Source organism: Pedobacter sp. ASV12 (assembly GCF_016429155.1).
Lineage (GTDB): Bacteria > Bacteroidota > Bacteroidia > Sphingobacteriales > Sphingobacteriaceae > Pedobacter.
This window is the reverse complement of the sequence record NZ_JAELUC010000011.1, coordinates 1-24761: the sequence shown is the minus strand read 5'-3', so window position 1 is coordinate 24761 and position 24761 is coordinate 1. Positions and strand designations below refer to the sequence as shown.

The following is a 24761-nucleotide window of genomic DNA, read 5'->3' as shown; positions in this document are numbered from 1 at the left end:
ATCAAGTCGACTCTAGACTTGGGATTTTTTATAGCAACGAATTGCTGTTATTAGATTCGATAGCTTAATTTTTAATCCTGAACCATCAATTCGGAACTCCCATACTGGAACGGATCAACTCCCCTAAAACCTGTATGGAATGCGCTATCTTGGCACTAAACGGATGGCCAAAACTAATGCGGATGTAATTGGTAAAACGTCCGTCGGTGCTGAATACCTGTCCCGGATAAATGCCAATCTGCTGTTTTAAGGCCGTCCGGAAAATTTCGAAGGCATTTACGGCCTTGGGCAGTTCCACCCAAAGCACATAGCCACCAGCCGGCTGGTTTACTTTTACTTCTTCCGGAAAGTAGTCGAATGTGGCTTGTAGGTAGCGCAGACATTGCGTGTGCAGGGCTTTTCGCAGGTTGCGCATGTGCAAGTCGAACCTTCCGGTTTCAAAAAACAAGCCTATGGCTGCCTGCGTAGGCGTAGCCGAAGATATGGTGTGCATCAATTTGATGTTGAGTACCTTGTCTTTAAATTTGCCGGGGATGCACCAGCCCACGCGATAGCCTGGCGCCAGCGATTTGGAAACCGATGAGCAGAGCAGTACCAAGCCGTTTTTGTCGTAGCTTTTGCAGGTTCTGGGCCTCGACTTGCCAAAAAACAAGTCGCCATAAATATCATCTTCAATCAGAGGGATTTCTTTGTTGGCCAATAGCGCTACCAATTGTTGCTTGCGCTGGTCGGGCATGACACAGCCCAAGGGATTGGTAAAGTTGGGCGTAAACAGGCAGGCTTTAATGTTTACTTTTTCAATGGCCTGGGCTAAATATTCGATGCTGATCCCGGTTTGCGGATCAGTTGGTATTTCGAGTACTTTTAGCCCCTGGCTTTGCATCACGTTGAAAATTCCAAAGTAGGTCGGGCTTTCAATGGCAATCGTATCGCCGGGTTCGGCTACGGCCTTCAGGCAAAAAACGAGTGCTTCCATACAGCCCTGCGTGCTCACGATTTCATCGGCCGTAAATGTGCCTCCCCAGGTGAGCGCATTTTTGGCCACCTGTTGGCGTAAACGCAAATTACCTTGAATATCCTCATAGTTGATGCAACTGAAAGCGTTTTCGCGGATGGCTTCGGCCATGGTTTTGTTGAGCTTGCTCTCGGGCAACAAAGAAAGGGCTGGTGCGGCCATCGACAGTTGCGAAACTCCCGTTTTATTGATGCTGCCGTACACCATGGCCAACATTTCATCTACATTGACATCAAAGGGCTCTTTTTCGCTATGAGGCGCCGTACTTACCAACCTTCCTTTGCGATCGGTAAAACGAACATAGTAACCCGATTTGGGCCTGGCTTCGATCAATCCTTTGTTTTCGAGCTCTACATAGGTTTTAAATGCCGTACTCAGGCTAATGCCGTGGTCTTTGCTCAAAGTGCGTACCGATGGCAGTTTATCGCCGGTTTTGAGTACGCCATCCAAAATGTTCTGTGCTATTTTGCCTGCCAATTGCTGGTAAAGGAAATCGTTGGTTGTTGGCGATGCCGTATGCATGTCAAAATCTGTTATGTTCAAAAATATAAAATCTGCATCTGTTTTTATCTGTTTTCTTTCCTGAATTTTGGATTATTAAATCCACTAGAGCTATGAATACTGAAATTATCGAATACGAAACCGCCTTGCAACCTTATTATGAACAGCTGAATATCGATTGGCTCCGAGAATATTTTGTAGTAGAAGAAGCAGACCAATGGATGTTAGAAAACCCAGAAGAAGCCATTTTAAATGACGGAGGCCATATCTTGTTTGCCAAAAAAGGCCAAGAGATCGTAGGTACGGTTGCCCTGAAATTTACGTCGCCTGGCGTTTATGAGCTGGCCAAAATGACGGTAGCCAAAACGGCCAGAGGCTTTGGTTTAGGGCGCTTGCTCTGTGAAGCGGCTCTGCTCAAAGCCAAACAATTGGGTGCAACCAAAGTAATTTTATACACCAATTCCAAGCTGCAGGATGCTATCCATATTTACAAAAAACTAGGCTTTGTAAAGGTTCCAGTAGATAAATTGCAATTTGTGCGTATTGATACGATGATGCAATTAATTTTATGATGAAGTGAATTTTGCTTGCATCAAGAGATTTATGCGCCATTTTCAGCTCCGAGCAGGAGCCGTTAGATCTACTTTAAACCGAACTTGGCCTTTGTGGCATAACTGTAGTAGCCACACCGCAAGCTTTAAAGCAAAGGGCGCCGTCGGCGACTTTTCCTCCATTTTAGTCACTCAAATTGCGCAGCATTCTTGAGAACCGATAAAAAGAAATAAACGAACTCGAAAAAATAGAGTGCCATTGCCCGGCCAGGAGGGCAGAAAAGGTTGTGGGATGGTCACATTTGTTTTTCATCAAACACAGCCCAAACTTATTAAAATAAAAATGATGAACAGACTCCAAGAAGACCTCCATTACTTAGAAGAAATACTAGAACAGGCTAAATTAACAGGCATAGACTTTTTGGCTCAATTGGAAACGCTATCCACTAGTCACCAGGCTGATGAAGTGAAAGCTAGCAAGGATTTACCCGAAGGCGGTGGTGCCTTAGATGCCCTGCAATTGTTTAAGGCCCATTACCTGCACCTTATTACAGCTTCGAGCGGGCCCAGGTACTGGGGCTTTGTAACGGGTGGAACTACGCCCGCTGCACTTATTGGCGACTGGTTGTGCAGTGTTTTCGATCAAAACCCGCAAAGCGTAACGTTAAATGGCGATATTTCTGCCCACATCGAGCATGAAACCATAAAGCTGATGCGTCGTTTGTTTAGCTTGCCCGACAGTTTTAACGGCAGTTTTGTGAGCGGAGCTACCTTGTCTAATTTCACAGGTTTGGCTGTGGCTAGGCAATGGGCGGGCGAACAGCTGCAGCATAACATCGCGTCCGATGGCATGTTGCCGGGGATTAAGGTGTTGAGTGCTAATCCGCATTCGTCGGTACTCAAATCGTTGGCCATGCTGGGTTTTGGCCGGAACCAGCTGGTGCAGGTTAAAAGCAAGCCCCATACCGAATCGATCGATTTGGACGATTTGGAAAGTCTGTTGGCCATGTACCAGGATTCGCCAATTATTTTAAGCGCCAGCGCCGGCACAGTAAATACTTCAGATTTTGACGATTTACAGGCTATAGCTGAGCTTAAAAGGCAATATAAATTCTGGTTGCACATCGATGCGGCTTTTGGCGGCTTTGCGGCTTGCACACCAAAATATGCCTCTTTGTTGCAAGGCTGGGAAACAGCTGACAGCATTACGATCGATGGCCACAAGTGGATGAATGTGCCTTACGACAGTGCCGTAGCTTTTGTGCGCCATGAACATCAGAATCTGCAGATCCAGACCTTTCAAAATTCCAATGCGCCCTACTTGGGCAATCCGGCCACCAATTTTTCCTTTGCCAGCAATGTGCCCGAAAATTCGAGGCGTTTGCGTGCCTTGCCGGCTTGGTTCAGTTTAATCGCCTATGGCAGGGAAGGGTTTAAAAACATCGTTGAAAATTCGATTCAATTGGCACAACAGTTTGGTGGTTTTATTGCTAAAAGTGAAAATTTCGAACTCTTGGCCCCAGTAAAGCTCAATACCGTTTGCTTTACGCTTAAACACAGAAAAGAACAGGTCGATTTGTATTTAGATACGCTCAACAAGCTCGGTAAGGTTTACCTCACGCCAACGGTATATGCAGGACAGCGTTGCATGCGTACAGCCTTTGTAAACTGGCGTACCAGCGCAAATGATCTCGAAATTGCGAAAGAATCCATGCAACAAGCCTACAATACTTGTTTTATCTCTTAAAATAAAACCCCGACCATTTGATCGGGGTTTTTCGTTTTATTCTTCTTCAGCTTTGTTTTTCATCGCCGTAAGTAGGGTATAGGCATTGCTCGTTACCAATTTGCCTGCAACCGGCGTTTTGATTTCGGTATAGCCATCGGCCATATAGCCGATTTGCACTTCTTTGGCGGTAAACTTATTGGTGCCTGTTTCTACAAAAACATATTTTTTGCCTTGCCAATCCACAATGGCGCCATCGGGCAAAGTATTGCTCGAATGGCTTTTCAACTTGATTTGCGCATTGACAAATGTGCCGGGAATTAGCTTTTGATGATTTCCACGCAGGTGACAATGTACTTCAACCGTTCTGTTTTCATCGAGATTTTGGGTAATCAGCATCACTTCTGCCTCTAACTTTTGGTTCGGATCGCCAACGGTATTGAACGTTACTTTTTGTCCCTTGGCCAAGTTTTTGGCATCGTTTTCAAAAATGTTAAGCGAAAGATGGGTTTCGGCTGGATTGATGATCTCGAACAACACATCGGTAGGTCCAACGTACTTGCCCGGATTAACATTTACCTTGGCCACAAATCCGTTAATGGGCGAGTAGATATTAACCGTTCTCGACATGTTATCTTCGGTAAGCTTGGAGGGCGTTATGCCAATCAGTTTCAGTTTTTCGGCTAACGAATTAACCAATATGCGTTGGGTTTCGAAATCGGATTTGGCCTGTTGCAACACCTTTTGGCTGTTCGATTGTGTAGCGTTCAGCTCTTTTTGTCGGTTATAGTCGGCTGTTGCAAATGCCAGTTTAGATTTGGCTGTGAGGTAGTCTTGTTGCATCTGGATAAAGGATACATCTTCTATAGTGGCCAAAATGGTTCCTTTTTGTACGGCCGAGCCGTTAACCAATCGGCTGCTTTTGATAAATCCGCCCAGGGGAAAGCTGATGGTATGAAGGTTTTCTGGTGGCAGTTCGATGCTGCCGTTCACGTTGAGGGTCGATTCAACCGGGCGTGCTTCTATTTGGCCAAGGGTTAGTTCTGCGTTTTTCCGTTGGGCATCGCTGAGGACTATGGTTTCTTCGGTGGGCGTAACGGCTGTCTTTTTAACTTCGGCTGGTGCGGGTTTGCTGCCACAAGAAGCAAAGAACAAACCTGCAAAAATCAAGGCGATTGTATTTTTCATATTGTTATTTGATGATGATGCCGTTAAGGCGTTCAATTTCTATAAGTGTTTCGTTTAAGTGATTGATCAACTGGTAGTATTGGCTTTTGATCTCAATGGTTTGGTTAATCAAAATGGTCCAATCCAGATAGTTGATGTCGCCTGCATCGAGCTTGGCACTAGCCGATTTTTCGATTTTAGCAGCATTGGGCAACAGTTGCTGATGATAGCTCACCAAAGTTTCCTGATAAGCCTTTGCTTTGGCTAAAGCCTTTTCCAGCTCGGCATTGTAGTTGAGTTGCAAAGCTTCGAGTTCTTTCTGTTGCTGCTGTACATAAATGCCCATGGCTTTAGCTTTGGCATTTTGTGCGCCAAAAAACAGGGGAATGGCAATACCCGCACTAAACGATTGGAAACGATACGAACGATTGTAAAATACCTCCTGACCACCAGGCGTGTTTTGCAAGCCCATAAACGAGGCATTGGCATAGCCCAAGTTAAGCGAAGGCAATAATTTGCTTTTTTCGAGCTTTTGATTCAGCTGGCTTTGCTTTACCATTTCCTGCTGCCATAAAATAGATGGGTTTTGGGCAATAGATGGAGCTAACAATAAGCGCGAATCAATAGGATAGATGAGTACCTTAGCATCCAAGGCTACGGTTTCTTTGCTTTGTACCAACATTTGCATTCTTTTTTGCAAGCTGGTTTGGTCGGCCAGCAACACCTTGAGCTGGGCAGCAATCTGTAGCCTTTGGTTGGCGGCTGTGGTTTTTTCAATAATATCGGTTTCGCCCAAGCGGTAACGGTTTTCGGCCTTTTCGGCAAAGCGTGCATAAATGCTGTCGGCTTTGAGAAGTACCGTTTTTTTCTGGTCGATTACCAAAAGATTAAAATACAGGTTTTTGATCTCGGTCTGCAAATCGAGCAGCTGGATGGCCGTTTGTGCCCGCCCAACGTTAAGCATAGAGCGGTTGACATCTTTCTGTCTGCTGTAAACGGTCGGGAATTGAAAACTTTGCGAAACCGTAAACCTGTTGTCGTTAAAGCTGCCATTTAAATGACCTGCCTCGTAAGCCAAATCTGTTTTGGGAATATCTACTGCTGTTGGAATTAAAGCGTTGAGGTAGCTTTCGTTCAATCGGGCGGCATTCATGGTTGGGTAATTTGCCGAAGCCTTTTGCAGCAAATCGTTAAGGCCTACTCGTTCTTGGGCTTTGGCGCTGTTGTTCAGCAGAAACACGCCAAATAAAATAGCCACAACCGGTTTTGGTTTAAAATATTTGAAGCCTTTCTCAAAAAGAATATATAAAACGGGCAATACAAAGAGCGTAAGCAGGGTTGAAATGATCAAGCCGCCGATTACAACGGTGGCCAAAGGTTTTTGTACAGCGCCTCCTGCTCCGGTGCTGATGGCCATCGGAATAAAGCCCAGCGAAGGTACCAGTGCTGTCATCAGTACGGCACGCAGCTTGGTTTTGGTAGCGTGCACCACAATTCGCCGCAAATCGGTCCAGCCTTCCTTTTTAAGGCGGTTAAATTCTGAAACCAACAAAATGCCGTTCAATACTGCTACCCCAAAAAGCGCAATAAAACCTACACCAGCTGAAATGCTGAAAGGCATATCGCGTACCCAAAGCGCAAAAATGCCACCCATGGCCGAGAGTGGGATGGCCGTATAAATCAACAAGCCCTGTTTTACCGAGTTAAAGGCAAAATACAGCAGCAAGAAAATCATGAGCAGGGCTACGGGTACCACAATGGCCAAACGGTCTTTGGCAGCATTCATGTTTTCGAAAGAGCCGCCATAAACCAGGTTATAGCCAGCAGGCAATTTGAGTTGTTTCTCGGCTTTTTGCTGCAGTTCGGCTACAATGGTCTGCACATCGCGCCCGGTAACGTTAAAGCCGATGACGATACGTCTTTTGGTGTTTTCGCGCTGGATTTGGTTTACGCCTTCCACTTCGGTAATTTCGGCCACTTCCGAAACCGGAATCTGATAGCCGTTTCTGGTCGATATCATGAGGTTTCTGATGTCGTCGATGTTCTTTTTGGCTTCTTCATTAAGCCTCACCACCAAATCAAAACGTTTTTCGCCTTCGTATACCTGTCCGGCGCTCTTTCCGGCAAAAGCGGTATTGACCGTATTGTTGATGTCTTCTACATTCAGTCCGTATTTGGCCAAGGCATCGCGGTTAAATTTGATCACGATTTGAGGCATGCCCGTAACCGTTTCTTCATAAATGTTGATGGCACCCGGTACGGTTTGGATAATCTCGTTTAAGCGATGTGCATAAACAGAAAGACTGTCTAAATCTTCGCCAAAGATCTTGCACACAACATCCTGACGGGCTCCGGTCATCAGCTCGTTAAAGCGCATCTGTACTGGAAACTGAAAGCCCACCGTAATACCCGGAACGGCCGAGAGTTCTTTGGTCATTTTTTCGGAAAGTTCGGGGAAAGAAGTGGCAGAGGTCCATTCTTTTTTGGGTTTGAGGATTACCATCATATCGCCAGCCTCAAAAGGCATCGGGTCGGTTGGTATTTCGGCGCTGCCTATTTTGGTCACCACTTTTTCTACTTCTGGAAACTTCTTCAGCAAAATGCCAGAAGCTTGTTGGGTATATTTAATGGTATTATTCAGGTTACTGCCGGTCAACAAGCGCGTTTCGACGGCAAAATCGCCTTCTTCAATCTGCGGGATAAATTCGCCACCCAAGCGTCCCAGTACCATAACGGCAACGGCAAACAAGGCCAAAGTAGTTAAGATCATGGTTTTTGGAAACTTCATCAATCGCTTGAGTAAGGGCATGTATCTTCTTTCTAACCAAATGGTTAACTTGTCGGCCAAAGTAGCTTTATGGTTTAGTTTTTTGCTTAGGAAAAGCGCATTCATCATCGGTACATAGGTAATGGACAAGATGAAAGCACCTAGGATGGCAAAGGCAATAGTGAGTGCCATGGGTCTAAACATTTTGCCTTCTATGCCTTCTAATGAAAGAATGGGCAAGTAAACTATCAGGATGATAATTTGACTGAATACCGCAGAATTGATGATGCTACCGGTCGATTTGGAAACCTCTTTGTCCATTTCCTCCTGCGAGATGGAACTGAGTTTTCTAAATTGGTGCGAATGCGAGAAACGGTGCAGCACGGCCTCTACCACGATTACCGAACCATCAACAATCAACCCGAAATCGATAGCGCCCAAACTCATCAGGTTGCCACCCACACCAAACATGTTCATGAGGATGATGGCAAACAGCATGGCCAAGGGAATAACCGATGATACGATGAGCCCGGCACGCAGGTTGCCCAAAAAGAACACCAATACAAAAACCACAATCAATGCACCTTCCAGTAGGTTGGTTTCTACTGTTTCGATGGCGCTGTTTACCATCTTGGTACGGTCTAAAAAGGGCTCTACCACTACGCCTTCGGGCAGGTCTTTCTGTATTTCGGCAATTTTTTGCTTCACACGTTCCACCACTACCGAGCTGTTTTCGCCTTTGAGCATCATTACTACGGCGCCAGCCACTTCGCCTTTGTCGTTATAGGTCATGGCTCCATAGCGGATGGCCGAGCCGAGTTGCACCTTGGCTACGTCTCTTACCAATACAGGCAGGCCATTGTCGAGCGTTTTGACTACAATTTTGCCAATATCTTCCAAACTGGCGGTTAAGCCTTCGCTTCTGATATAGAGTACCGTAGGCCCTTTCTCAATGTAGGCACCACCTGTATTTTGATTGTTTTTTTCGAGGGCGGCAAAAATATCGGCAATGGTAATGTTGTTGGCTTTGAGGTAGCTAGGATTAACGGCAATTTCATATTGTTTGAGCTTGCCGCCAAAGCTCGAAACTTCGGCTACACCTTTGGTACCCATCAATTGCCGACGTACAATCCAGTCTTGAATGGTCCGAAGTTGCATGGCATCATACTTATGCTCATAACCGGCTTTGGGCCTCACTACATACTGGTAAATTTCGCCTAGGCCGGTACTCACGGGCGCCAATTCGGGCGAACCAATGCCCGAAGGCAAGTCGCGTTGTACTTGTTGCAGTCGTTCGGTTACTTGTTGCCTGGCCCAATAGAGGTCGGTATCATCATTAAAAACAATGGTAGCCAGCGAGAGGCCAAATCTCGAAAAACTTCTGATTTGTTTAAGGCCCGGGATGTTGCTGCACGATTGTTCTATCGGGAAAGTAATTAATCGTTCAATGTCTGGAGCACCCAAAGAAGGGGATACGGTCAGTACTTGTACCTGGTTGTCGGTGATGTCAGGTACAGCGTCGATAGGGAGTTTTCTCAGTTCGAAAATACCCCATAGCAATAGGGCAAATACAAATAGCCCTATAACCAGCTTGTTCTTTACAGAAAAGCTGATGATTTTGTTCATCATAAAATTAAGTTGTTAAGACGCAGAAAGCGTTGTTTGCATACAGATAATTAATCGGCCTTTGGCCGAAAGGTTAGCATGCAACTGGGCGCGGAGGCCTAAACAACGAAGAATTGATGTTATCGGGAATGAAGCTGTCGTTAGGCAAAGGATAGTTTTGCGAGTATTTGAATAAAAAAACCGCTGTAACCAGCAAAGGCTTGGCCGGAATGCAAAACGAAAGTACAGCGGGATTGGCCATCTTTTTAAAGGGCAGCTTCATGTCTTCCTCGTCGTCCGAGTCGCTGTGGTCGCTACCCCAATAATGCATGGAAAGAAAATCGATGAAAGAAATATCGGGACTTTGTTGGCTGTGGTAGTGAAAATGATGGAAAAGGGCAGGTATTTTGAGCAACTGATGCACTGGCGTGATGTTAAAAGTCACGACCATTATCAGGAGATATGAATAGAGCCTGTTCACAAAGGCAAAAGTATAAAAAATACAAATCCAAAGAAATTTTAAAGTATGATTGACTTTAAATCAACAGTTTTGTTGCATTGCTAGCCAAAGATTAACGGATTTTGGTAAGGTGTATTGAGGCTGCCAATATCTACTCATTGCTGAGAAGTGCCTGATTTGGTTTGCAGTTCGCAGTTTTCAATTGGCAATTTGGCTTAATAGAGCATAAATCTGTTAATCTGTGGCTTACCTTCGCTAGTCAAACTACTCAATACCCTTCAGGTAAATTTTCCATAAAAACGTGGTTTCGTAAACATAAAATCACAACTTTGCTTTTGATGAACAGAATACTCCTTACCGAAGATGATCAGCGTGTGGCTTCCTTTATTGAAAAAGGGCTAAGAGAAAATCTATACCAGGTTAAAACGGTAGGCAAGGGGCGAGAAGCGATCGACGAAGCCAGCGAAAACAAGTACGATGTCATCATTTTAGACATCATGCTGCCCGATATCAGCGGGTTTGAGGTTTGTACTCTGCTGAGGCAACGCAAAAATACCACGCCGATTATTATCCTCAGCGCTTTGGATACACCCGAAGAAAAAGTACGCGGCTTGGAAAGCGGCGCCGATGACTATTTGGCCAAGCCTTTTCTGTTCGATGAGCTGTTGGCGCGCATCAACGCCCAGCTGAGAAGAACCGAGTTCAACAATGGCATTGTCGATTTTCAGCGCTACGGCGGCGTAGAAATCAATGTAAAGGAACAAAGTGCCCAGCGCGACGGCAAGGCGCTCAATTTGTCGCCACGCGAATTTAAACTCCTGGTTTTTCTGATGAAGAACCGTGAAAAGGCCCTTTCACGCATTTCTATTGCACAAGCCGTATGGGACATTAATTTCGATACCACCTCCAATTCGGTAGATGTGTACATCAACTACCTGCGCAACAAAATAGACAAGGATTTTGAACAGCCGCTGATCCATACCATCAAGGGTACTGGATATATGTTTAAATTGAAAACGCCATGACCTTAAGAAATAAGCTCATCATTCTTTCGACCCTGCTTTTTGCCTTTGCCTTAGGATTGGTGTTTTTAGGCACTTTTTTATTGTTTAAGCAACATACACGCGAACTTTACTTTAAAAAATTGCTCGAGCGTGCCAATACAGCTGCTTATTTCTATTTTGAGAAAGACGAAGTAAACGACAAAAAATACCGAAGCATCGAGGCTCAGTACAGGCGCATCTATAACGAATCGATCCGTGTATACCATGCTGGCGACCAAAGCTTGTTTATTGACGATAAACTTAATTTAAGGCTTTCTGCCGAAATGCTCGACAAAATAGTGGCCGAAGGCAGCCTTACTTTTAAGCTTGGCGATAAGCAATTGGCAGGCTTGTATTACAAAGACAACCAAGGTAATTTCATCATTGTTGTTTCCGGAACAGATAATGCCGGAAATATGCAATTGGATGCCTTGAAAAAAATGCTGGTTTTCTTTTACCTGCTTGGTGCGCTCATCCATTTTCTGTTGGCCGGTTTTTTGGCCAAAAGAACATTCAGGCCTTTCGCCACGCTGATCAAAAAGGTAAATTCAATGACCACTGATAACCTCCATTCGCGTTTGGATGTGCCAAGCGGTCACAAAGATGAAATCAAAGAACTCATCATTACCTTCAACTATTTTTTGGCTCGTTTAGAAAACGGCGTGCAAACCCAGAAGAATTTCCTTAAAAATGCTTCTCACGAACTCAAAACACCATTAACTGCGATGATGGGCGATATCGAAGTAACCCTTAACCAGCCACGAAGCAACGAAGAATACGAAACTTTGCTGGCTTCGCTCAAAAACGATACGGTGCATCTCAAGTCTATTTTAGATAGCCTGCTGATCCTCTCTGGCTTAGAAATGTCGGGCGAGCAAAAAATGACCGAGGTGCGCATTGACGAAGTTTTGTGGAACGTATTAGAGAAAAAAGCCATCGAATATCCACATGCACAGGTTTCGGTCGATGTACAAATTCCACCTTTGCAAGAACAGCTTTTGACGATAAGCGCCAATAGGGAACTGCTTTACATCGCTTTATCGAACCTCTTGGACAATGCGATCAAATTTTCGGAACCGCCAAAGGTAAATGTGCTGATTTCGATAATGAATGGACAATTGCAAGTGTCTATTAGCGATAACGGCCCCGGCATTCCCCTAAATGATAGAGTAGCGGTTTTCGAACTGTTCTATCGCAGCAACCAAACCCGTCATATCAAAGGGCAGGGTATCGGTTTGTACATTACCAAACAGATTTTGCAATTACATGGCATCGAAGCACAACTGCTTTCCGAACTAGAACAGGGCACTTGTGTTACGCTTGTTTTTCCATTAGTATAGCGTACGGGGTATAGCGATAGATTTTTGTCAGCAGATATACAATTGAACAATTAGCGCAATCGCTCTACACAATACCCTTCTAATCATTTTCTAATCTAGCCAAAACCAATCTCTAATGATGGGAATCTAATTTTGGGCCATTCGCATTTTACGCGATAAACAAGATGAGAAGAAACTACCTCCAAGTAGCCATTATTTTAGCCTTAAGCCTATTGCGTCAGCTTTGTTGGGCACAAGACAGTTTGCGCTTAACCTTGCCCGAAGCCGAAAAGATCTTTTTGCAACAAAACCTTTCGCTTTTGGCTCAACGCTACCATATCGATATGGCCAAGGCGCAGGTGATCCAAGCCAAATTGTATAATAACCCCAATATTCAGTTCGAAGGCAATATTTATAATCCACAGCTCAAAAAAGCCTTTAACATAGGCAATCCCTATGGGCAATACACAGTAGAGGTTACCCAGCTGATTAACTTGGCCGGTAAGAGAAACAAGCAGGTTAAAATGGCACAAACCAATGTGGTTTTAGAAGAAAGCCGTTTTTTCGATCTGTTGCGTACGCTACAATTTACCTTGCGCAGCAATTTTTACCAGCTCTACTTTTTGCAGCAAGCTATCAATGGCTATGCCTTGCAGGTTTCGTACCTCGAAAAGCTGAATACCGCACACCAAGAATTGTTAGCCAAAGGAATGGTGACCTTAAAAGATGCTGTTCGCATCAAATCGTTGCTGTATACCTTGAAGGCCGAACAAACCTCTTTGCAAAACCAGGTGAACGAAATCAATGCAGAACTCCAGTTGCTTTTGCAAAACAGGGCTCCCTTGATACCCGTGATTAAGCAGTTCAATGCAGTCAGCGAACTGAAACGCTATACTTTGGCCAGTTTATTAGATACTGCCACCGCCAATCGCTACGATTTGAAGGAAGCCCGGCAAAACCTGGTTTACAGTCAGCAAAACTATGCCCTGCAAAAAGCCTTGGCTGTTCCAGATGTGACCTTGGGTGCACAGTTCGATAAAAGGGGGAGTTTTGTAGACAATGCCACCTTTTTTACTGTGGGTATCGACCTGCCGTTCTTTAACCGCAACCAGGGAAATATCAAATCGGCGAAGTTTAATATCGACCAGTCAAAAGTAGTGTTGCAGCTGCAAAACGAAACCCTGCGCAAAGAGGTGCAATCGGCTTACCTCAAAGCCATCAATACCAGCCAGATGCTCCAGTCATTCGATCCTGGATTTGTACAGGAGCTTCAAAAACTGCTCGTTTCCGTTGCCAATGGTTTTCAGCGCAAAGACCTGAGCCTATTGGAGTTTACCGATTTCTACGAAAGCTATAAAGATAACCTCGTCCAGTTTTACCAGTTGCAGAACGAACAGATGCAGGCTATTGAAACCTTGCAATTCGCCGTGGGAAAAACCATTTTCAATTATTGATACAGATGAAGAAATTTCCATTCTATGTGATGGCCCTGCTGGCAAGCAGCTTTTTTGCAGCCTGTGCCGACAAGCCTACCGAAGCACCTCAATCGGACGAGCTGTTGCCCGATAGTTTGATCAAAAACGTACAAACCGTACCGGTAAAGCTCGAAGACGAAAACGGTATCATCAAGCTCAATGGCAAAGTACAGGCCAACGAAGCGCATCAGGCCAAGGTATTTGCCTTGGTGAGTGGCAAGGTACAGTCGCTAAAAGTAGAATTGGGCGATTTTGTGCACAAGGGGCAAGTCCTCGCGCTGCTGAACAGTATCGAAGTGGCGGGCATTGCAAACGATTTGGCCAATGCCGAAGCCAATGTAATACTGGCCGAAAAAACGCTGGCCACTACCAAATCGTTGTACGAGGGCAACTTGGCTACCGAACAAGATTACCTCGGTGCCAAGGTAAATTACAATAAATCGGTTGCCGATCTGCAAAAAGCCAAACAAATAGCCTCTATTTCGGGAGGAAACCAATCGCAGTACCTCATCAAGGCACCAATTAGCGGTTATGTCATCGAAAAAAACATCACCAACAACTCGGCCATTCGCCCCGACAATAATGCAGATCTCTTTGTCATTGCCGACTTGTCTGATGTATGGATTATGGCCAATGTATACGAAGCGGATATGAATAGCGTGCATTTGGGCGACGAGGTGAAGGTAAGCACGCTGGCCAATCCCGAAAAAAGCTATACCGGCAAAATAGACAAAATCTACAATGTACTCGATGCCAGTACCCGTACCATGAAAGTGCGCATCAGCATGAACAACGCCAACAACGAATTTAAGCCCGAAATGTTCGCTAAGGTAAGAGTAGACCGTAAGGTAACCCAAAAGGCATTGACCATTCCGGCACAGGCCATGGTGATGGATAACGGCAAAAACTATGTGGTTGTGAAAAAGAACAACAAGCTCAGCGTACAAGCTATTCAGGTGAGGAGCCGCTTTGAAGACAAAGCCTATGTTACAGGTCTTGCCCTTGGCGACGAGGTGGTAACCAGTTCGCAATTATTCTTGTATCAGGCATTGACCAATAATTAATACCAAAAGCGCATGTCTAAAATCATCAAAAGTATCATTGCCTTTTCGCTCAAGAATAAGTTTTTCATCTTTTTGGCCACTTTGGTGCTGATTATTTGGGGAGCATTGGCCTTTAAGCATATTCCGATAGAAGCCTTTCCCGATGTAACCAACACACAAATCACCGTAATTACGCAATGGCCGGGCCGAAGCGCCGAAGAGGTGGAGAAATTCGTTTCCATGCCCATTGAAGTAGCGCTTAATCCTGTGCAAAAGAAAACTTCGGTAAGATCTACCACAGTATTTGGGCTCTCGGTGGTCAAAGTAATTTTCGACGATGGAGTTGACGATGCCTTTGCCCGTCAGCAAGTAAACAACCTCCTGCGCGATGTGGCCCTGCCCGAAGGCGCCGATCCCGATGTACAGCCACCAACCGGACCAACCGGCGAGATTTTTCGCTATACCTTAACCAGTCATTCTAAAACCGTAAAAGAACTCAAAACCTTGCAAGATTGGGTTATAGAACGCCAATTGTTGGGCGTGCCCGGCGTAGGCGATATCGTGAGCTTTGGAGGAGAAGTGAAAACCTTCGAAATCAAAGTTAATCCAGAAAAATTGGCTTCTTACAATATTAGCCCCCTGGATGTTTACGAAGCGGCTTCAAAAAGCAACATCAACGTGGGTGGCGATGTCATTGTTGATAATGCCCAGGCTTATGTAGTGCGTGGTATCGGCTTGTTGCAAAACGAAGAGGAAATCCGCAACATTATTGTAACCAACATTGATGGAACACCCATTTTGGTGAAAGACGTGGCTTCGGTGGCAATATCGAGCCTGCCCAGGTTGGGTCAGGTAGGTCGCGACCAGCTCAATGACGTGGTAGAGGGCATTGTGGTTATGCGCAAGGGCGAGAATCCGAGCGAGGTAATCCGTAAGGTTCAGGAAAAAATAGAATACCTGAATGAAAAGGTACTGCCCGAAGATGTAAAGATCAATACTTTTTATAACCGCAACGACCTGATCAGTTTTGCCACCCATACCGTGTTGCACAACATGCTGGAGGGCATTATTTTCGTAACGGTTATTGTTTTTCTGTTTATGGCCGATTGGCGAACCACTTTTATTGTGGCCATAATTATTCCGTTGGCCTTGTTGTTTGCATTTGTTTGTTTAACCCTAAAAGGCATGAGCGCGAACCTGCTATCTATGGGTGCCATCGATTTTGGTATTATTATAGATGGGGCGGTGGTAATGGTAGAAGGTATTTTTGTGGTGCTCGATCAAAAGGCGCACAAAGTAGGAATGCCTCGTTTCAACCAGTTATCGAAGTTAGGTGCGATAAAAAACACTGGTGGAGAATTGGGAAAGGCCGTTTTCTTTTCCAAACTCATTATCATCGCCGCGCTATTGCCAATTTTTGCCTTTCAAAAGGTAGAAGGCAAAATGTTCTCGCCTTTGGCCTGGACCCTGGGTTTCGCCCTGTTGGGTGCCTTGATTTTAACCTTGACCCTGGTGCCTTTGCTCAGCAGTTTGCTGCTGCGCAAAAACGTGAAGGAAAAGCACAACAGCTTTGTAGAAAGCTTAACCAATGGTGTAATGAGACTTTTTTCGTGGTCGTACCGCAACAAAAGAATTGCCCTGGTTTCGGCTATGGCAGTGGTGGCAACCGGTTTGTTTTCGTTCAAGTTTCTGGGCACCGAGTTTTTGCCCGAATTGGATGAAGGCGCGATTTACATCAGGGCAACCTGTCCGTTGAGCATTTCGCTCGATCAATCGAAAAATATTGCCAACCAGATGCGTAAAATCATTCGCAAATTTCCAGAAGTCAGGCAGGTGATGTCGCAAACCGGAAGGCCCAATGACGGTACCGATGCTACGGGATTTTACAACATCGAGTTCCATGTAGATATCTATCCGAAAAAAGAGTGGAAAAGCAAAATCAGCAAAGAACAGCTCATCGATCAGATGCAAAAGGAATTGGAAAGATTTCCGGGCATCGACCTCAATTTTTCGCAACCTATTATGGATAACGTAGAAGAAGCCGTATCGGGTGTAAAAGGCTCTTTGGTGGTGAAGATTTATGGCGATAGCCTGGCCATTACCGAGCAAAAAGCCAACGAGGTATTTGCCGTGATGAAAAATGTGCCAGGTGTAGAAGACTTGGGCGTCATCAGAAACATGGGGCAACCCGAACTGCGCATCGATCTGGATGCCTCTAAAATGGCTTTGTATGGCGTAACCACTGCCGATGCCAATGCCATTATTGAGATGGCCATAGGAGGCAAGGCTATTTCGCAGATTTACGAAGGCGAAAAGAAATTCCAGTTGCGCCTGCGTTATGAAGAAGCCTATCGGAGTAGCGCCGAAGCCATTGGCAACCTGATGGTGCCGACAATAAGAGGCTCGCAGGTGCCGATTAAGAATATTGCTTCTATTCAACGTCTAACGGGGCCGAGTTTGATATTTCGTGACGATAACCGCCGCTACAGTGCCGTGAAGTTCTCGGTTCGTGGTCGCGATATGGGTAGTACCATCGGCGAGGCGCAAAACAAGGTAAACGAAGCCGTAAAACTGGGCAAGGGCTACGAAATGGAATGGGCCGGCGATTTTGAAAACCAGCAACGCGCTACCAAACGCCTGCAGGAAGTGGTTCCGGTTAGCTTGTTGGTTATCTTTTTCATCCTCTTTATGCTATTTGGCAATGCCAAAGATGCCGGTATTGTATTGCTCAACGTGCCATTCGCCATCATTGGCGGTATTGCCGCTTTGCTGTTTACCGGTACCAATTTCAGCATCTCGGCAGGGATAGGCTTTATCGCCCTGTTTGGGATCTGTATACAGAACGGCGTGATCCTGATTTCGGTTTTTAAAAGCAACGTACAAAAGCTGCGGTTGAGCGAATTAAATAGCCTCACCCTCGAACAAGCCATTAAAGACGGCGTACGCTCGAGGGTAAGGCCAGTGGTGATGACAGCCCTGATGGCAGCCATTGGGCTGATGCCTGCCGCCCTGTCAACCGGTATTGGATCGGAAACTTCCAAGCCTTTGGCCATTGTGGTTATTGGTGGACTGATTACCGCTACCGTATTAACGCTGCTGGTGTTTCCGCTGTTCTTTTTTCTTTCGTACCGCAGAACAACCAGCAAAGCCGAGCGCCTAAGCGCTGGCTAAAGACTATTTCTTACGTTCTATATTGGGTAAAAAGCCAGTGATGATGCCTATCAATGGCAAAAATGCGCAGACTTTGTATACATATTCGATACTGGTTTGGTCGGCCAATTTGCCTAGCAAAGCCGAGCCTAAACCACCCATGCCGAAAGCAAGACCAAAGAAAAGCCCGGCAATCATGCCAACTTTTCCCGGAACAAGTTCGGTGGCATAAACCAATATGGCCGAGAATGCGGAAGAAAGGATCAAGCCGATAATGACAGAAAGAACACCCGTCCAGAACAAGCCTACATAAGGCAATAGCAAGGTAAAGGGCGCTACGCCCAGAATGGAAATCCAGATGATATACTTACGGCCAAAACGGTCGCCAAGCGGACCGCCAAACAAGGTTCCGGCCGCTACGGCCGCTAAAAAGGCAAACAGATAAACCTGCGACTGTTGGATGCTCAAATGGAACTTGTCCATCAAATAAAAGGTGTAGTAGCTGGTCATGCTGGCCATGTAAAAGTATTTAGAGAAAACCAGTACCAATAAAATAAACAAAGAGAAAATCACTTTTTTCTTCGAGAATTTGCTCACCACTTCGTCAGAGAAATTAGCTTTTTTAGCAGCGCGGTTAACCAAATGAACTTTGTACCATTTAGAAACCACCGAAAGCACCATCATGCCCACAATGGCTATCAGCGAAAACCAAATGATGTTAAACTGGCCATAAGGCACTACAATAATGGCAGCCAGCAAGGGCCCTAAGGCACTGCCTGCATTGCCGCCCAACTGGAAAATGGATTGGGCGAGGCCTTTTTTGCCACCCGAAGCCAAATGTGCTACCCTCGATGATTCTGGATGGAAAATTGACGAACCGATACCAATCAGGCTGACGGCCAACAGTACATGTATAAAACTCGAGGCAAACGACACGGCAACCAAGCCGATCAAAGTAAAGCCCATGCCTATCACCAGCGAATAAGGGCGCGGATTGCGATCGGTATACAAACCCACAAAAGGTTGCAACAAAGATGCGGTGAGCTGATAGGTAAGGGTAATTAGCCCCACCTGAGCAAAAGTTAAATGAAACTCGTCTTTTAAAATAGGGTATACCGCAGGCACAACGGCCTGCAACATGTCGTTGATGAGATGCGTAAGGCTAACCGTAAACAGAATAGAAAAAATGGTTTGCTGTGCCAATGCCTTGGCATCAGCAGCATTTGGGTTTTGGGGGATTTTAGTTTCCATAAGGACGAAAGGTAATAGTGTAAAAAATATACATCATATCATCTGATGATTTGAAATAAAAAATATTTGTGAACTAAATATTGGCCTCTCCAATAAGGAAAGGCCAATGCGGTTTTATTTTTTGGTGGTTACGGGTTTAGACTTAGCCTGTGCATCAACTACGGCAATCGTAACCATGTTTACGATTTCGCGTACCGAACTGCCTAGCTGTACAATGTGCACCGGCTTGTTTAGGCCTAATAAAATTGGTCCAACCGCTTCGGCCTCGCCCAGTTCCTGCAGCAGCTTGTAAGCCATATTGCCTGATTCTAGCGTAGGGAAGATCAGTGTATTGGCTGGTGCATCGCTTAGGGCACTGAAAGGAAAGTTCTCCTTCAGCATTTCGTTGTTCATGGCAAAGTTGGCCTGCATTTCGCCATCGGCCACTACATCGGGATGGTTTTTATGCAGCAAACGTACGGCCTGTCTTACCTTCTCCGGAATTTCGCCCGAGTTGGAACCGAAGTTTGAATAAGATAGCAAAGCGATTCTCGGTTTAACATTAAACTGTTTTACCGATTTGTTCACCAATAAGGTAATATCAACCAATTCTTCGGGTGTTGGATCAACGTTAACGGTGGTATCACCAAAAAATACCGGGCCTTTTTTGGTAATCATCATATACATGCCCGCCACGCGCTTCACGCCAGGCTCAACCCCAATTACCTGCAAAGCCGGTTTTACGGTGGTTGCATAGTTTTTGGTCAATCCCGAAATCATGGCATCGGCTTCGCCAAATTCAACCATCGATGCGCCAAAGTAATTCCTGTCGCGCATCAATTTGTTGGCTTCGAACAAGGTCACGCCCCTGCGCTGTCTTTTTTGGTACAAGGCTTCGGCATATTTCTTAATTCTTTCCTGTTCCAAAACCGGTTCTATAATTTCAACGCCTTCCAAATCGAGCACATTTTCGTAAATGATACGCTGTATGGCTTCCTTGTTGCCCAATAGGATAGGGATGGCGATCTTTTCTTCCTTCACAATTTGGGCGGCTTTTAAGATTTTGTAGTTGTCGGCCTCTGCAAACACCACTTTTTTCGGGTTGGCCTTGGCATTGGTCGTTACCTGGCGCATAATAGTATCATCAATGCCCAGTCTCTTTTTCAGCTCGTCTTCATATTTGCTCCAATCGGCAATTGCCTTTCTGGCCACCCCGCTTTCGATGGCTGCCTTGGCCACCGCCATCGAAACTTCGGTAATCAGCCTCGAATCGACCGGTTTGGGGATGATGTATTCCTTGCCAAATTTAAAGTTGCGGGCGTTGTAGGCCTGGCTTACCGCATCTGGAACCGATTTTTTGGCTAAATTGGCAATGGCGCGTACGGCTGCAATCTTCATTTCTTCGTTGATGCTGGTGGCACGCACATCCAGGGCACCCCTAAAAATATATGGGAAACCCAATACGTTGTTTACCTGGTTCGGATAATCAGACCTTCCGGTGGCCATGATAATATCTTTACGGGTTTTAACGGCCAAATCATAGGCGATTTCTGGATTTGGATTGGCCATGGCAAATACAATCGGGTTTTTGGCCATGCCCATGAGCATTTCGGGTTTGATCACATCGCCGGCCGAAAGACCGATCAATACATCGGCACCTTTTAGCGCGTCGGTAATGTTGTGGATGTCTTTTCGGGTGGTGGCAAACTCCATCCTGATCTCGTCGAGGTCGGTCCTCGAGGTAGTGATTAGGCCGTTGATGTCGAACATGACCAAATTTTTGGGCGTTACGCCCAACGACAGGTACATTTTGGCGCAAGATACCGCGGCGGCGCCTGCACCACTTACCACTACTTTGATGTCTTTTAGCTTTTTCTTCTGCAATTCGCAGGCGTTGAGCAAAGCTGCGCCCGAAATAATGGCCGTACCGTGCTGGTCGTCGTGCATTACAGGGATATTCAGCTCGGCTTTGAGTCTGCGCTCGATTTCAAAGCATTCTGGCGCCTTGATGTCTTCGAGGTTGATGCCGCCAAAAGTAGGCTCAACACCCTTCACCATTTTAATGAAATCTTCTACCGAATCGGCGTTTAGTTCCAAATCGAATACATCAATATCAGCGAAGATCTTAAAAAGCAATCCCTTGCCCTCCATGACAGGCTTACTGGCCAACGCGCCGATATTGCCCAGGCCCAAAACTGCCGTACCATTGCTAATTACAGCCACCAAATTGCCTTTGGCCGTGTAACTATAAGCTTTGTCGGCATCTGCGGCAATCTCCAAGCAAGGCTCAGCCACGCCAGGCGAATAGGCCAATGTCAAATCTCTTTGAGAGGAGTGGGGTTTGGTAGGAACTACTTCTATTTTGCCCGGACGGCCTTGCGAGTGGTAGTCGAGTGCGTCTTGCTTCTTATTCTGCGTATTCATTTGTTGCATTTGATGAACACCTTTGCAAAGTTTTAAAACTTGCCGGGGTGTTTGTTTAAATTAAAAAATATGGTTAAGTATCCTGGTAGCCGTATTCCATGCTGCTTTCGGATCTTTTGCTATAATATTGTTCAGCAATTGCTGGTGTAAAAGGTAACTGTCTTGAAAAGTTTGGGTGTCTTGGTGAATTTCGTGGAACCAATTTTTGAGGTGCGCTGATGCGGTTTTGTAAATATCGGCCAGCACCTCGTTTTTAGAGGCATTGGCAATGGCCAGGTGAAACTGGATATCGGCCTCTATACATTCTTCCAAATGGCCTTCATCGGCAGTTTGTTTGCGCATTTCGAGGTAGGACTGTATTTTTTCGATGTCTTCTTCAGAACGGTTAAGCGCTGCTTTTTCGGCAATTTTAATCTCGATCAGCTGCCTCACTTCGTCGAGCTCAACCTTGTCGGCACGCTTAAGCCTTTGGTCCATAGGTTCTTGGGTAGATACGGTACGCTCTACAAAAGTACCCAAGCCCTGCTGTACGCGTAACAGGCCCGAATTGACCAATAGTTTGATGGCTTCTCTAATGGTAGAGCGGCCAACACCAAACATTTTCATTAATTCTGGTTCAATCGGAAGTTTTTCGTTTACTTTGAAAATTCCTAGCGACAATTGCTTGCGCAAGCCATCAGCCACTTCATCGGCCAACGATTTTCTATGGATTAAAACTGTAGTATTCGTCATATCATCAGATGATGCAAAGGTAGACGAATTTTTAACTAAACCTTGTATTTTTGTTTTTATTTATGGGGATAGGTTAATCTTCATGGTTACGAAATGTTTTTTGATGCTATTTAACCGCAAGCAAGCTGTTTAGTTTTGCATTTCGCGCACTTCGGCATAGCCGCCAAATTCGAAAATGGGGCAGGAGCTGGCTATTTCAGTTGCTTGCTCCAAGTCGTTGGCTTGCAATAGTAAAAAGCCGCCCACAATTTCTGTTCCTGCACGATGGATCTGGTCGGTGATTTCGCGATCTGAGCCATGGATGAGTTTTCCATTCAGGCTAAGGCCGCTTCCGCCTTTGAGGTTTCCTGCCTTGCCCCATTCTTCAAACCATTTTTTCCAATGCTGCTGATGCAGGTTCACTTCTTCTTGGCTATGTTGCAGGGTTCTGCCGTCGGATTCCCTAAAAATGACTATAAAATTTTTCATAATTGGATTGTTGGATTAAAGCTACCAAATCCAAGCGAAAAAGAAGACGATTGAGGGGGTTCAAGCTTCGCCGATGCGAATACCTACCCTTAACGGTTTGTGCTCTAATGCATATTGAAAGGCTTCCTGCGTTTGATCGAGGGAAAATTCTTTGGCTACAACAGTATCAAACGGAAAGCGCTGATGGTTTGCTGTTATAAAGTTTAAGGCATACTGCAGGTCGTCGAAATTATAATTGTGCAAACCTTTGATGGTAATCAGCTTTCGGATAACCTGCTCGGCGTCGATAGCTATAGGTCTGGTTTTGAAAACCGCACCAGCCCATACAGCGGTTCCGCCAATGGCTAAACTGGCAATGCCCAATTCAACGGCATCGGGGTGGCCGCTCATATCGAATACAGTATCTATCTGATGCTTAAGCAAGCTGGCCAATAGCTGGGGTTCGGTTGAAGAATAACAGAAATTGGCGCCAAATGCCTCGGCTTGGGTCAAACGCTTGCTATCGATATCGACCGCAATAATGTTTTTTGCACCAAGGGTTTGGCATAGGGCTGCCGTTACGTTACCCAATAACCCCAAACCTGTAATCAATACGTTTTTTCCGGACAAATTGCCCGCCAGTCTGATGGCGCCAGCAACGGTTGCTATGGCACAGTTAAGGGTAGCGGCGATGGGCAATGGAATGCTCTCTGGAATTTTTAAAAGACAGGTATGGGCTTTCAGGATGCAATAATCGCTTAAACCGCCATGAAAAGCATCATTTGTGGTGACTTGTGCATGGCCATACTTGAATAAATTGTCGGCTTTTTGGGGCATGCCCTTGACGAGCCAAGCTGTTTGCGGCGATGAACAGAACACAGCCCAGGTTACCAAATCGCCTATAGCCAAGGGCTTTCCGGCATTATCAATTTGGGGATGGTTTTTATCAAGAGCGACAATGCGCCCTACAATTTCATGGCCTAAAACGGTAGGAGTTTGCTCTTTGCGCAACCCGCAAAAAGTATGCAAGTCGCTGCCACAAATGGTCGTGTAGAGGTTTTTAACGAGTATTTCGCCTGGTTTAAGTGCTGGTATAGGATGCTTTTGCTTTTGCAGGGGTAAGCTGGCATCTTCAAATACAATAATGTTTCCTTCGGTCATGTTTTGGGGTTAATAATGCATAAATACTAAACAAAAGTTTATAAATACTTAATTTTAAATTAAGAAATTGTTAAGTGGTTGGTGCCCGAAATCAAAAGCTATAACTGTAGCCGACGATATTAGACAATTACTGGGTTCTTGCCAAAGTAAACGTGCTTATCAAATAGGTTGTGGGCATATGGCCAGGGATGGATTAAAGGTTTGATTGCGAGAAGTTTAACGGCTTGTGGTGCGAAATGAAAATTTATATTGTTCTTTTTGTTTGGAAAGTCTATCTTTGCAGCATCAGCCTACAAGCTGAGAGGCCTCCATAGCTCAGCTGGATAGAGCACCGGTTTTCTAAACCGTAGGTCACAGGTTCGAATCCTGTTGGGGGTACAAATAGAGTTAGTGCTTGTCAACAGGATTGTCAAGTAAAGAGAAAGCCACTTAGAGATGAGTGGCTTTCTCTTTAAAATATTTAGCACTACCAGGTTTCTTTCGAATCCTAAATCCTTGATCTTGTAATTCCAATAATTCTCTAATTTTCGACATATCCTTTCCTCTAGAAGAGCAAAAGCCTATCAAATCATATTCAATCTTGCGATGAATATTTTCCGCTTGGTACGAAATAGAATGGATCTTGAATAGTAAGTCTTCTTTTATAATTCCCGCATTAAAATCCTCTTCATTTCCATAGATAACTTTGTAAACTAACCAATTCCTTTGTTCTAAAAAAGCATTTAATTCTTCTTGTAATGATAAAATATATAGCTTCTGTTCGTTTGCAATTTTGATAGCCTGACCTAAAGTATATCGCTGTTGTCGCCTTAAAAATTCATCAGCTCGTTCTTTTGTTTCGTCAGGATTCATTTTAAGTGTAATTGAATGACTTAAAGCTTGTTCAACTACTTGAGTTTTTAATAAGGCTTCTCCTAAGGACGTATACCTGTCTCTTATACACAT

General features: G+C 45.1%; 17 protein-coding genes and 1 tRNA gene. 8 read left to right on the top strand and 10 right to left on the bottom strand.

Translation table 11 applies throughout. The features are described from left to right. Positions 1 to 85: 85 nt before the first annotated feature. Positions 86 to 1558: an aminotransferase-like domain-containing protein gene (locus JHD69_RS05080; RefSeq protein WP_199137989.1), complete on the bottom strand. Its 1473-nt coding sequence runs from the start codon at positions 1556 to 1558 to the stop codon at positions 86 to 88. A gap of 71 nt (positions 1559 to 1629) precedes the next feature. On the opposite strand from JHD69_RS05080, the gene JHD69_RS05075 reads away from it, so the two are divergent. Together JHD69_RS05075 and JHD69_RS05070 are read left to right on the top strand one after the other, a co-directional pair. After that, positions 1630 to 2088 carry a GNAT family N-acetyltransferase gene (locus tag JHD69_RS05075; RefSeq protein WP_199137987.1) on the top strand — a complete coding sequence of 153 codons (459 nt, stop codon included), beginning with the start codon at positions 1630 to 1632 and terminating at the stop codon, positions 2086 to 2088. Between the two features lie 325 nt (positions 2089 to 2413). Continuing rightward, entirely contained in the window at positions 2414 to 3814 is a 1401-nt protein-coding gene (locus tag JHD69_RS05070; RefSeq protein WP_199137985.1) for a pyridoxal phosphate-dependent decarboxylase family protein, read from the top strand. A 36-nt stretch (positions 3815 to 3850) separates the two neighbouring features. On the opposite strand, the gene JHD69_RS05065 is transcribed toward JHD69_RS05070, so the two are convergent. The 3 genes from JHD69_RS05065 to JHD69_RS05055 all read right to left on the bottom strand — a co-directional run bounded on the left by JHD69_RS05065 (position 3851) and on the right by JHD69_RS05055 (position 9777). Continuing rightward, positions 3851 to 4981, bottom strand: coding sequence for an efflux RND transporter periplasmic adaptor subunit (locus JHD69_RS05065; protein WP_199137983.1), 1131 nt, complete (start codon positions 4979 to 4981; stop codon positions 3851 to 3853). A gap of 4 nt (positions 4982 to 4985) precedes the next feature. Beyond that, on the bottom strand, positions 4986 to 9356 hold the full coding sequence (locus JHD69_RS05060) for a CusA/CzcA family heavy metal efflux RND transporter (RefSeq protein WP_199137981.1): 4371 nt from the start codon (positions 9354 to 9356) through the stop codon (positions 4986 to 4988). A gap of 70 nt (positions 9357 to 9426) precedes the next feature. Further along, complete coding sequence (locus JHD69_RS05055; protein ID WP_233165708.1) at positions 9427 to 9777, bottom strand: hypothetical protein; 351 nt, start codon at positions 9775 to 9777, stop codon at positions 9427 to 9429. 353 nt (positions 9778 to 10130) lie between these two features. On the opposite strand from JHD69_RS05055, the gene JHD69_RS05050 reads away from it, so the two are divergent. The 5 genes from JHD69_RS05050 (at position 10131) to JHD69_RS05030 (ending at position 17843) form a co-directional block, all read left to right on the top strand. After that, positions 10131 to 10817: a response regulator transcription factor gene (locus JHD69_RS05050; protein WP_199137977.1), complete on the top strand. Its 687-nt coding sequence runs from the start codon at positions 10131 to 10133 to the stop codon at positions 10815 to 10817. Further along, entirely contained in the window at positions 10814 to 12175 is a 1362-nt protein-coding gene (locus JHD69_RS05045) for a sensor histidine kinase (protein WP_199137975.1), read from the top strand. Before JHD69_RS05050 ends, JHD69_RS05045 begins: the two co-directional genes overlap by 4 nt. Before the next feature lie 164 nt (positions 12176 to 12339). Then, positions 12340 to 13608, top strand: a complete 1269-nt coding sequence (locus tag JHD69_RS05040; protein ID WP_199137973.1) for a TolC family protein — start codon at positions 12340 to 12342, stop codon at positions 13606 to 13608. Between the two features lie 5 nt (positions 13609 to 13613). After that, a complete protein-coding gene (locus JHD69_RS05035; protein WP_199137971.1) occupies positions 13614 to 14693 on the top strand; it encodes an efflux RND transporter periplasmic adaptor subunit in 1080 nt (359 codons plus the stop codon). 12 nt (positions 14694 to 14705) lie between these two features. Then, entirely contained in the window at positions 14706 to 17843 is a 3138-nt protein-coding gene (locus JHD69_RS05030; protein ID WP_199137969.1) for an efflux RND transporter permease subunit, read from the top strand. Between the two features lie 3 nt (positions 17844 to 17846). Here JHD69_RS05030 and JHD69_RS05025 read toward each other — a convergent pair whose 3' ends face one another. The 5 genes from JHD69_RS05025 to JHD69_RS05005 all read right to left on the bottom strand — a co-directional run bounded on the left by JHD69_RS05025 (position 17847) and on the right by JHD69_RS05005 (position 23816). Next, positions 17847 to 19073 (bottom strand): MFS transporter, encoded by a 1227-nt coding sequence (locus JHD69_RS05025; RefSeq protein ID WP_199137967.1) that lies wholly within the window; start codon positions 19071 to 19073, stop codon positions 17847 to 17849. Between the two features lie 114 nt (positions 19074 to 19187). Continuing rightward, complete coding sequence (locus JHD69_RS05020) at positions 19188 to 21476, bottom strand: NADP-dependent malic enzyme (RefSeq protein WP_199137965.1); 2289 nt, start codon at positions 21474 to 21476, stop codon at positions 19188 to 19190. Between the two features lie 60 nt (positions 21477 to 21536). Then, positions 21537 to 22208, bottom strand: a complete 672-nt coding sequence (locus JHD69_RS05015) for a FadR/GntR family transcriptional regulator (RefSeq protein WP_199137963.1) — start codon at positions 22206 to 22208, stop codon at positions 21537 to 21539. A 129-nt stretch (positions 22209 to 22337) separates the two neighbouring features. Then, positions 22338 to 22676: a YciI family protein gene (locus JHD69_RS05010; RefSeq protein WP_199137961.1), complete on the bottom strand. Its 339-nt coding sequence runs from the start codon at positions 22674 to 22676 to the stop codon at positions 22338 to 22340. 60 nt (positions 22677 to 22736) lie between these two features. After that, a complete protein-coding gene (locus tag JHD69_RS05005; protein WP_199137959.1) occupies positions 22737 to 23816 on the bottom strand; it encodes a zinc-binding dehydrogenase in 1080 nt (359 codons plus the stop codon). A 304-nt stretch (positions 23817 to 24120) separates the two neighbouring features. Here JHD69_RS05005 and JHD69_RS05000 point away from each other — a divergent pair. Then, a tRNA-Arg gene (locus tag JHD69_RS05000) sits at positions 24121 to 24194 on the top strand. Between the two features lie 51 nt (positions 24195 to 24245). On the opposite strand, the gene JHD69_RS04995 is transcribed toward JHD69_RS05000, so the two are convergent. Next, the coding region (locus tag JHD69_RS04995) for a hypothetical protein (RefSeq protein WP_233165706.1) at positions 24246 to 24761 on the bottom strand (516 nt) is incomplete at its 5' end.

What these genes read in the sequence shown, in the direction of transcription:
- JHD69_RS05065 (WP_199137983.1), bottom strand. Translation starts at nt 4,981, where the DNA reads ATGAAAAATACAATCGCCTTGATTTTTGCAGGTTTGTTCTTTGCTTCT.
- JHD69_RS05040 (WP_199137973.1), top strand. Translation starts at nt 12,340, where the DNA reads ATGAGAAGAAACTACCTCCAAGTAGCCATTATTTTAGCCTTAAGCCTA.
- JHD69_RS05070 (WP_199137985.1), top strand. Translation starts at nt 2,414, where the DNA reads ATGAACAGACTCCAAGAAGACCTCCATTACTTAGAAGAAATACTAGAA.
- JHD69_RS05025 (WP_199137967.1), bottom strand. Translation starts at nt 19,073, where the DNA reads ATGGAAACTAAAATCCCCCAAAACCCAAATGCTGCTGATGCCAAGGCA.
- JHD69_RS05045 (WP_199137975.1), top strand. Translation starts at nt 10,814, where the DNA reads ATGACCTTAAGAAATAAGCTCATCATTCTTTCGACCCTGCTTTTTGCC.
- JHD69_RS05060 (WP_199137981.1), bottom strand. Translation starts at nt 9,356, where the DNA reads ATGATGAACAAAATCATCAGCTTTTCTGTAAAGAACAAGCTGGTTATA.
- JHD69_RS05035 (WP_199137971.1), top strand. Translation starts at nt 13,614, where the DNA reads ATGAAGAAATTTCCATTCTATGTGATGGCCCTGCTGGCAAGCAGCTTT.
- JHD69_RS05050 (WP_199137977.1), top strand. Translation starts at nt 10,131, where the DNA reads ATGAACAGAATACTCCTTACCGAAGATGATCAGCGTGTGGCTTCCTTT.
- JHD69_RS05030 (WP_199137969.1), top strand. Translation starts at nt 14,706, where the DNA reads ATGTCTAAAATCATCAAAAGTATCATTGCCTTTTCGCTCAAGAATAAG.
- JHD69_RS05015 (WP_199137963.1), bottom strand. Translation starts at nt 22,208, where the DNA reads ATGACGAATACTACAGTTTTAATCCATAGAAAATCGTTGGCCGATGAA.
- JHD69_RS05020 (WP_199137965.1), bottom strand. Translation starts at nt 21,476, where the DNA reads ATGAATACGCAGAATAAGAAGCAAGACGCACTCGACTACCACTCGCAA.
- JHD69_RS05005 (WP_199137959.1), bottom strand. Translation starts at nt 23,816, where the DNA reads ATGACCGAAGGAAACATTATTGTATTTGAAGATGCCAGCTTACCCCTG.
- JHD69_RS05010 (WP_199137961.1), bottom strand. Translation starts at nt 22,676, where the DNA reads ATGAAAAATTTTATAGTCATTTTTAGGGAATCCGACGGCAGAACCCTG.
- JHD69_RS05075 (WP_199137987.1), top strand. Translation starts at nt 1,630, where the DNA reads ATGAATACTGAAATTATCGAATACGAAACCGCCTTGCAACCTTATTAT.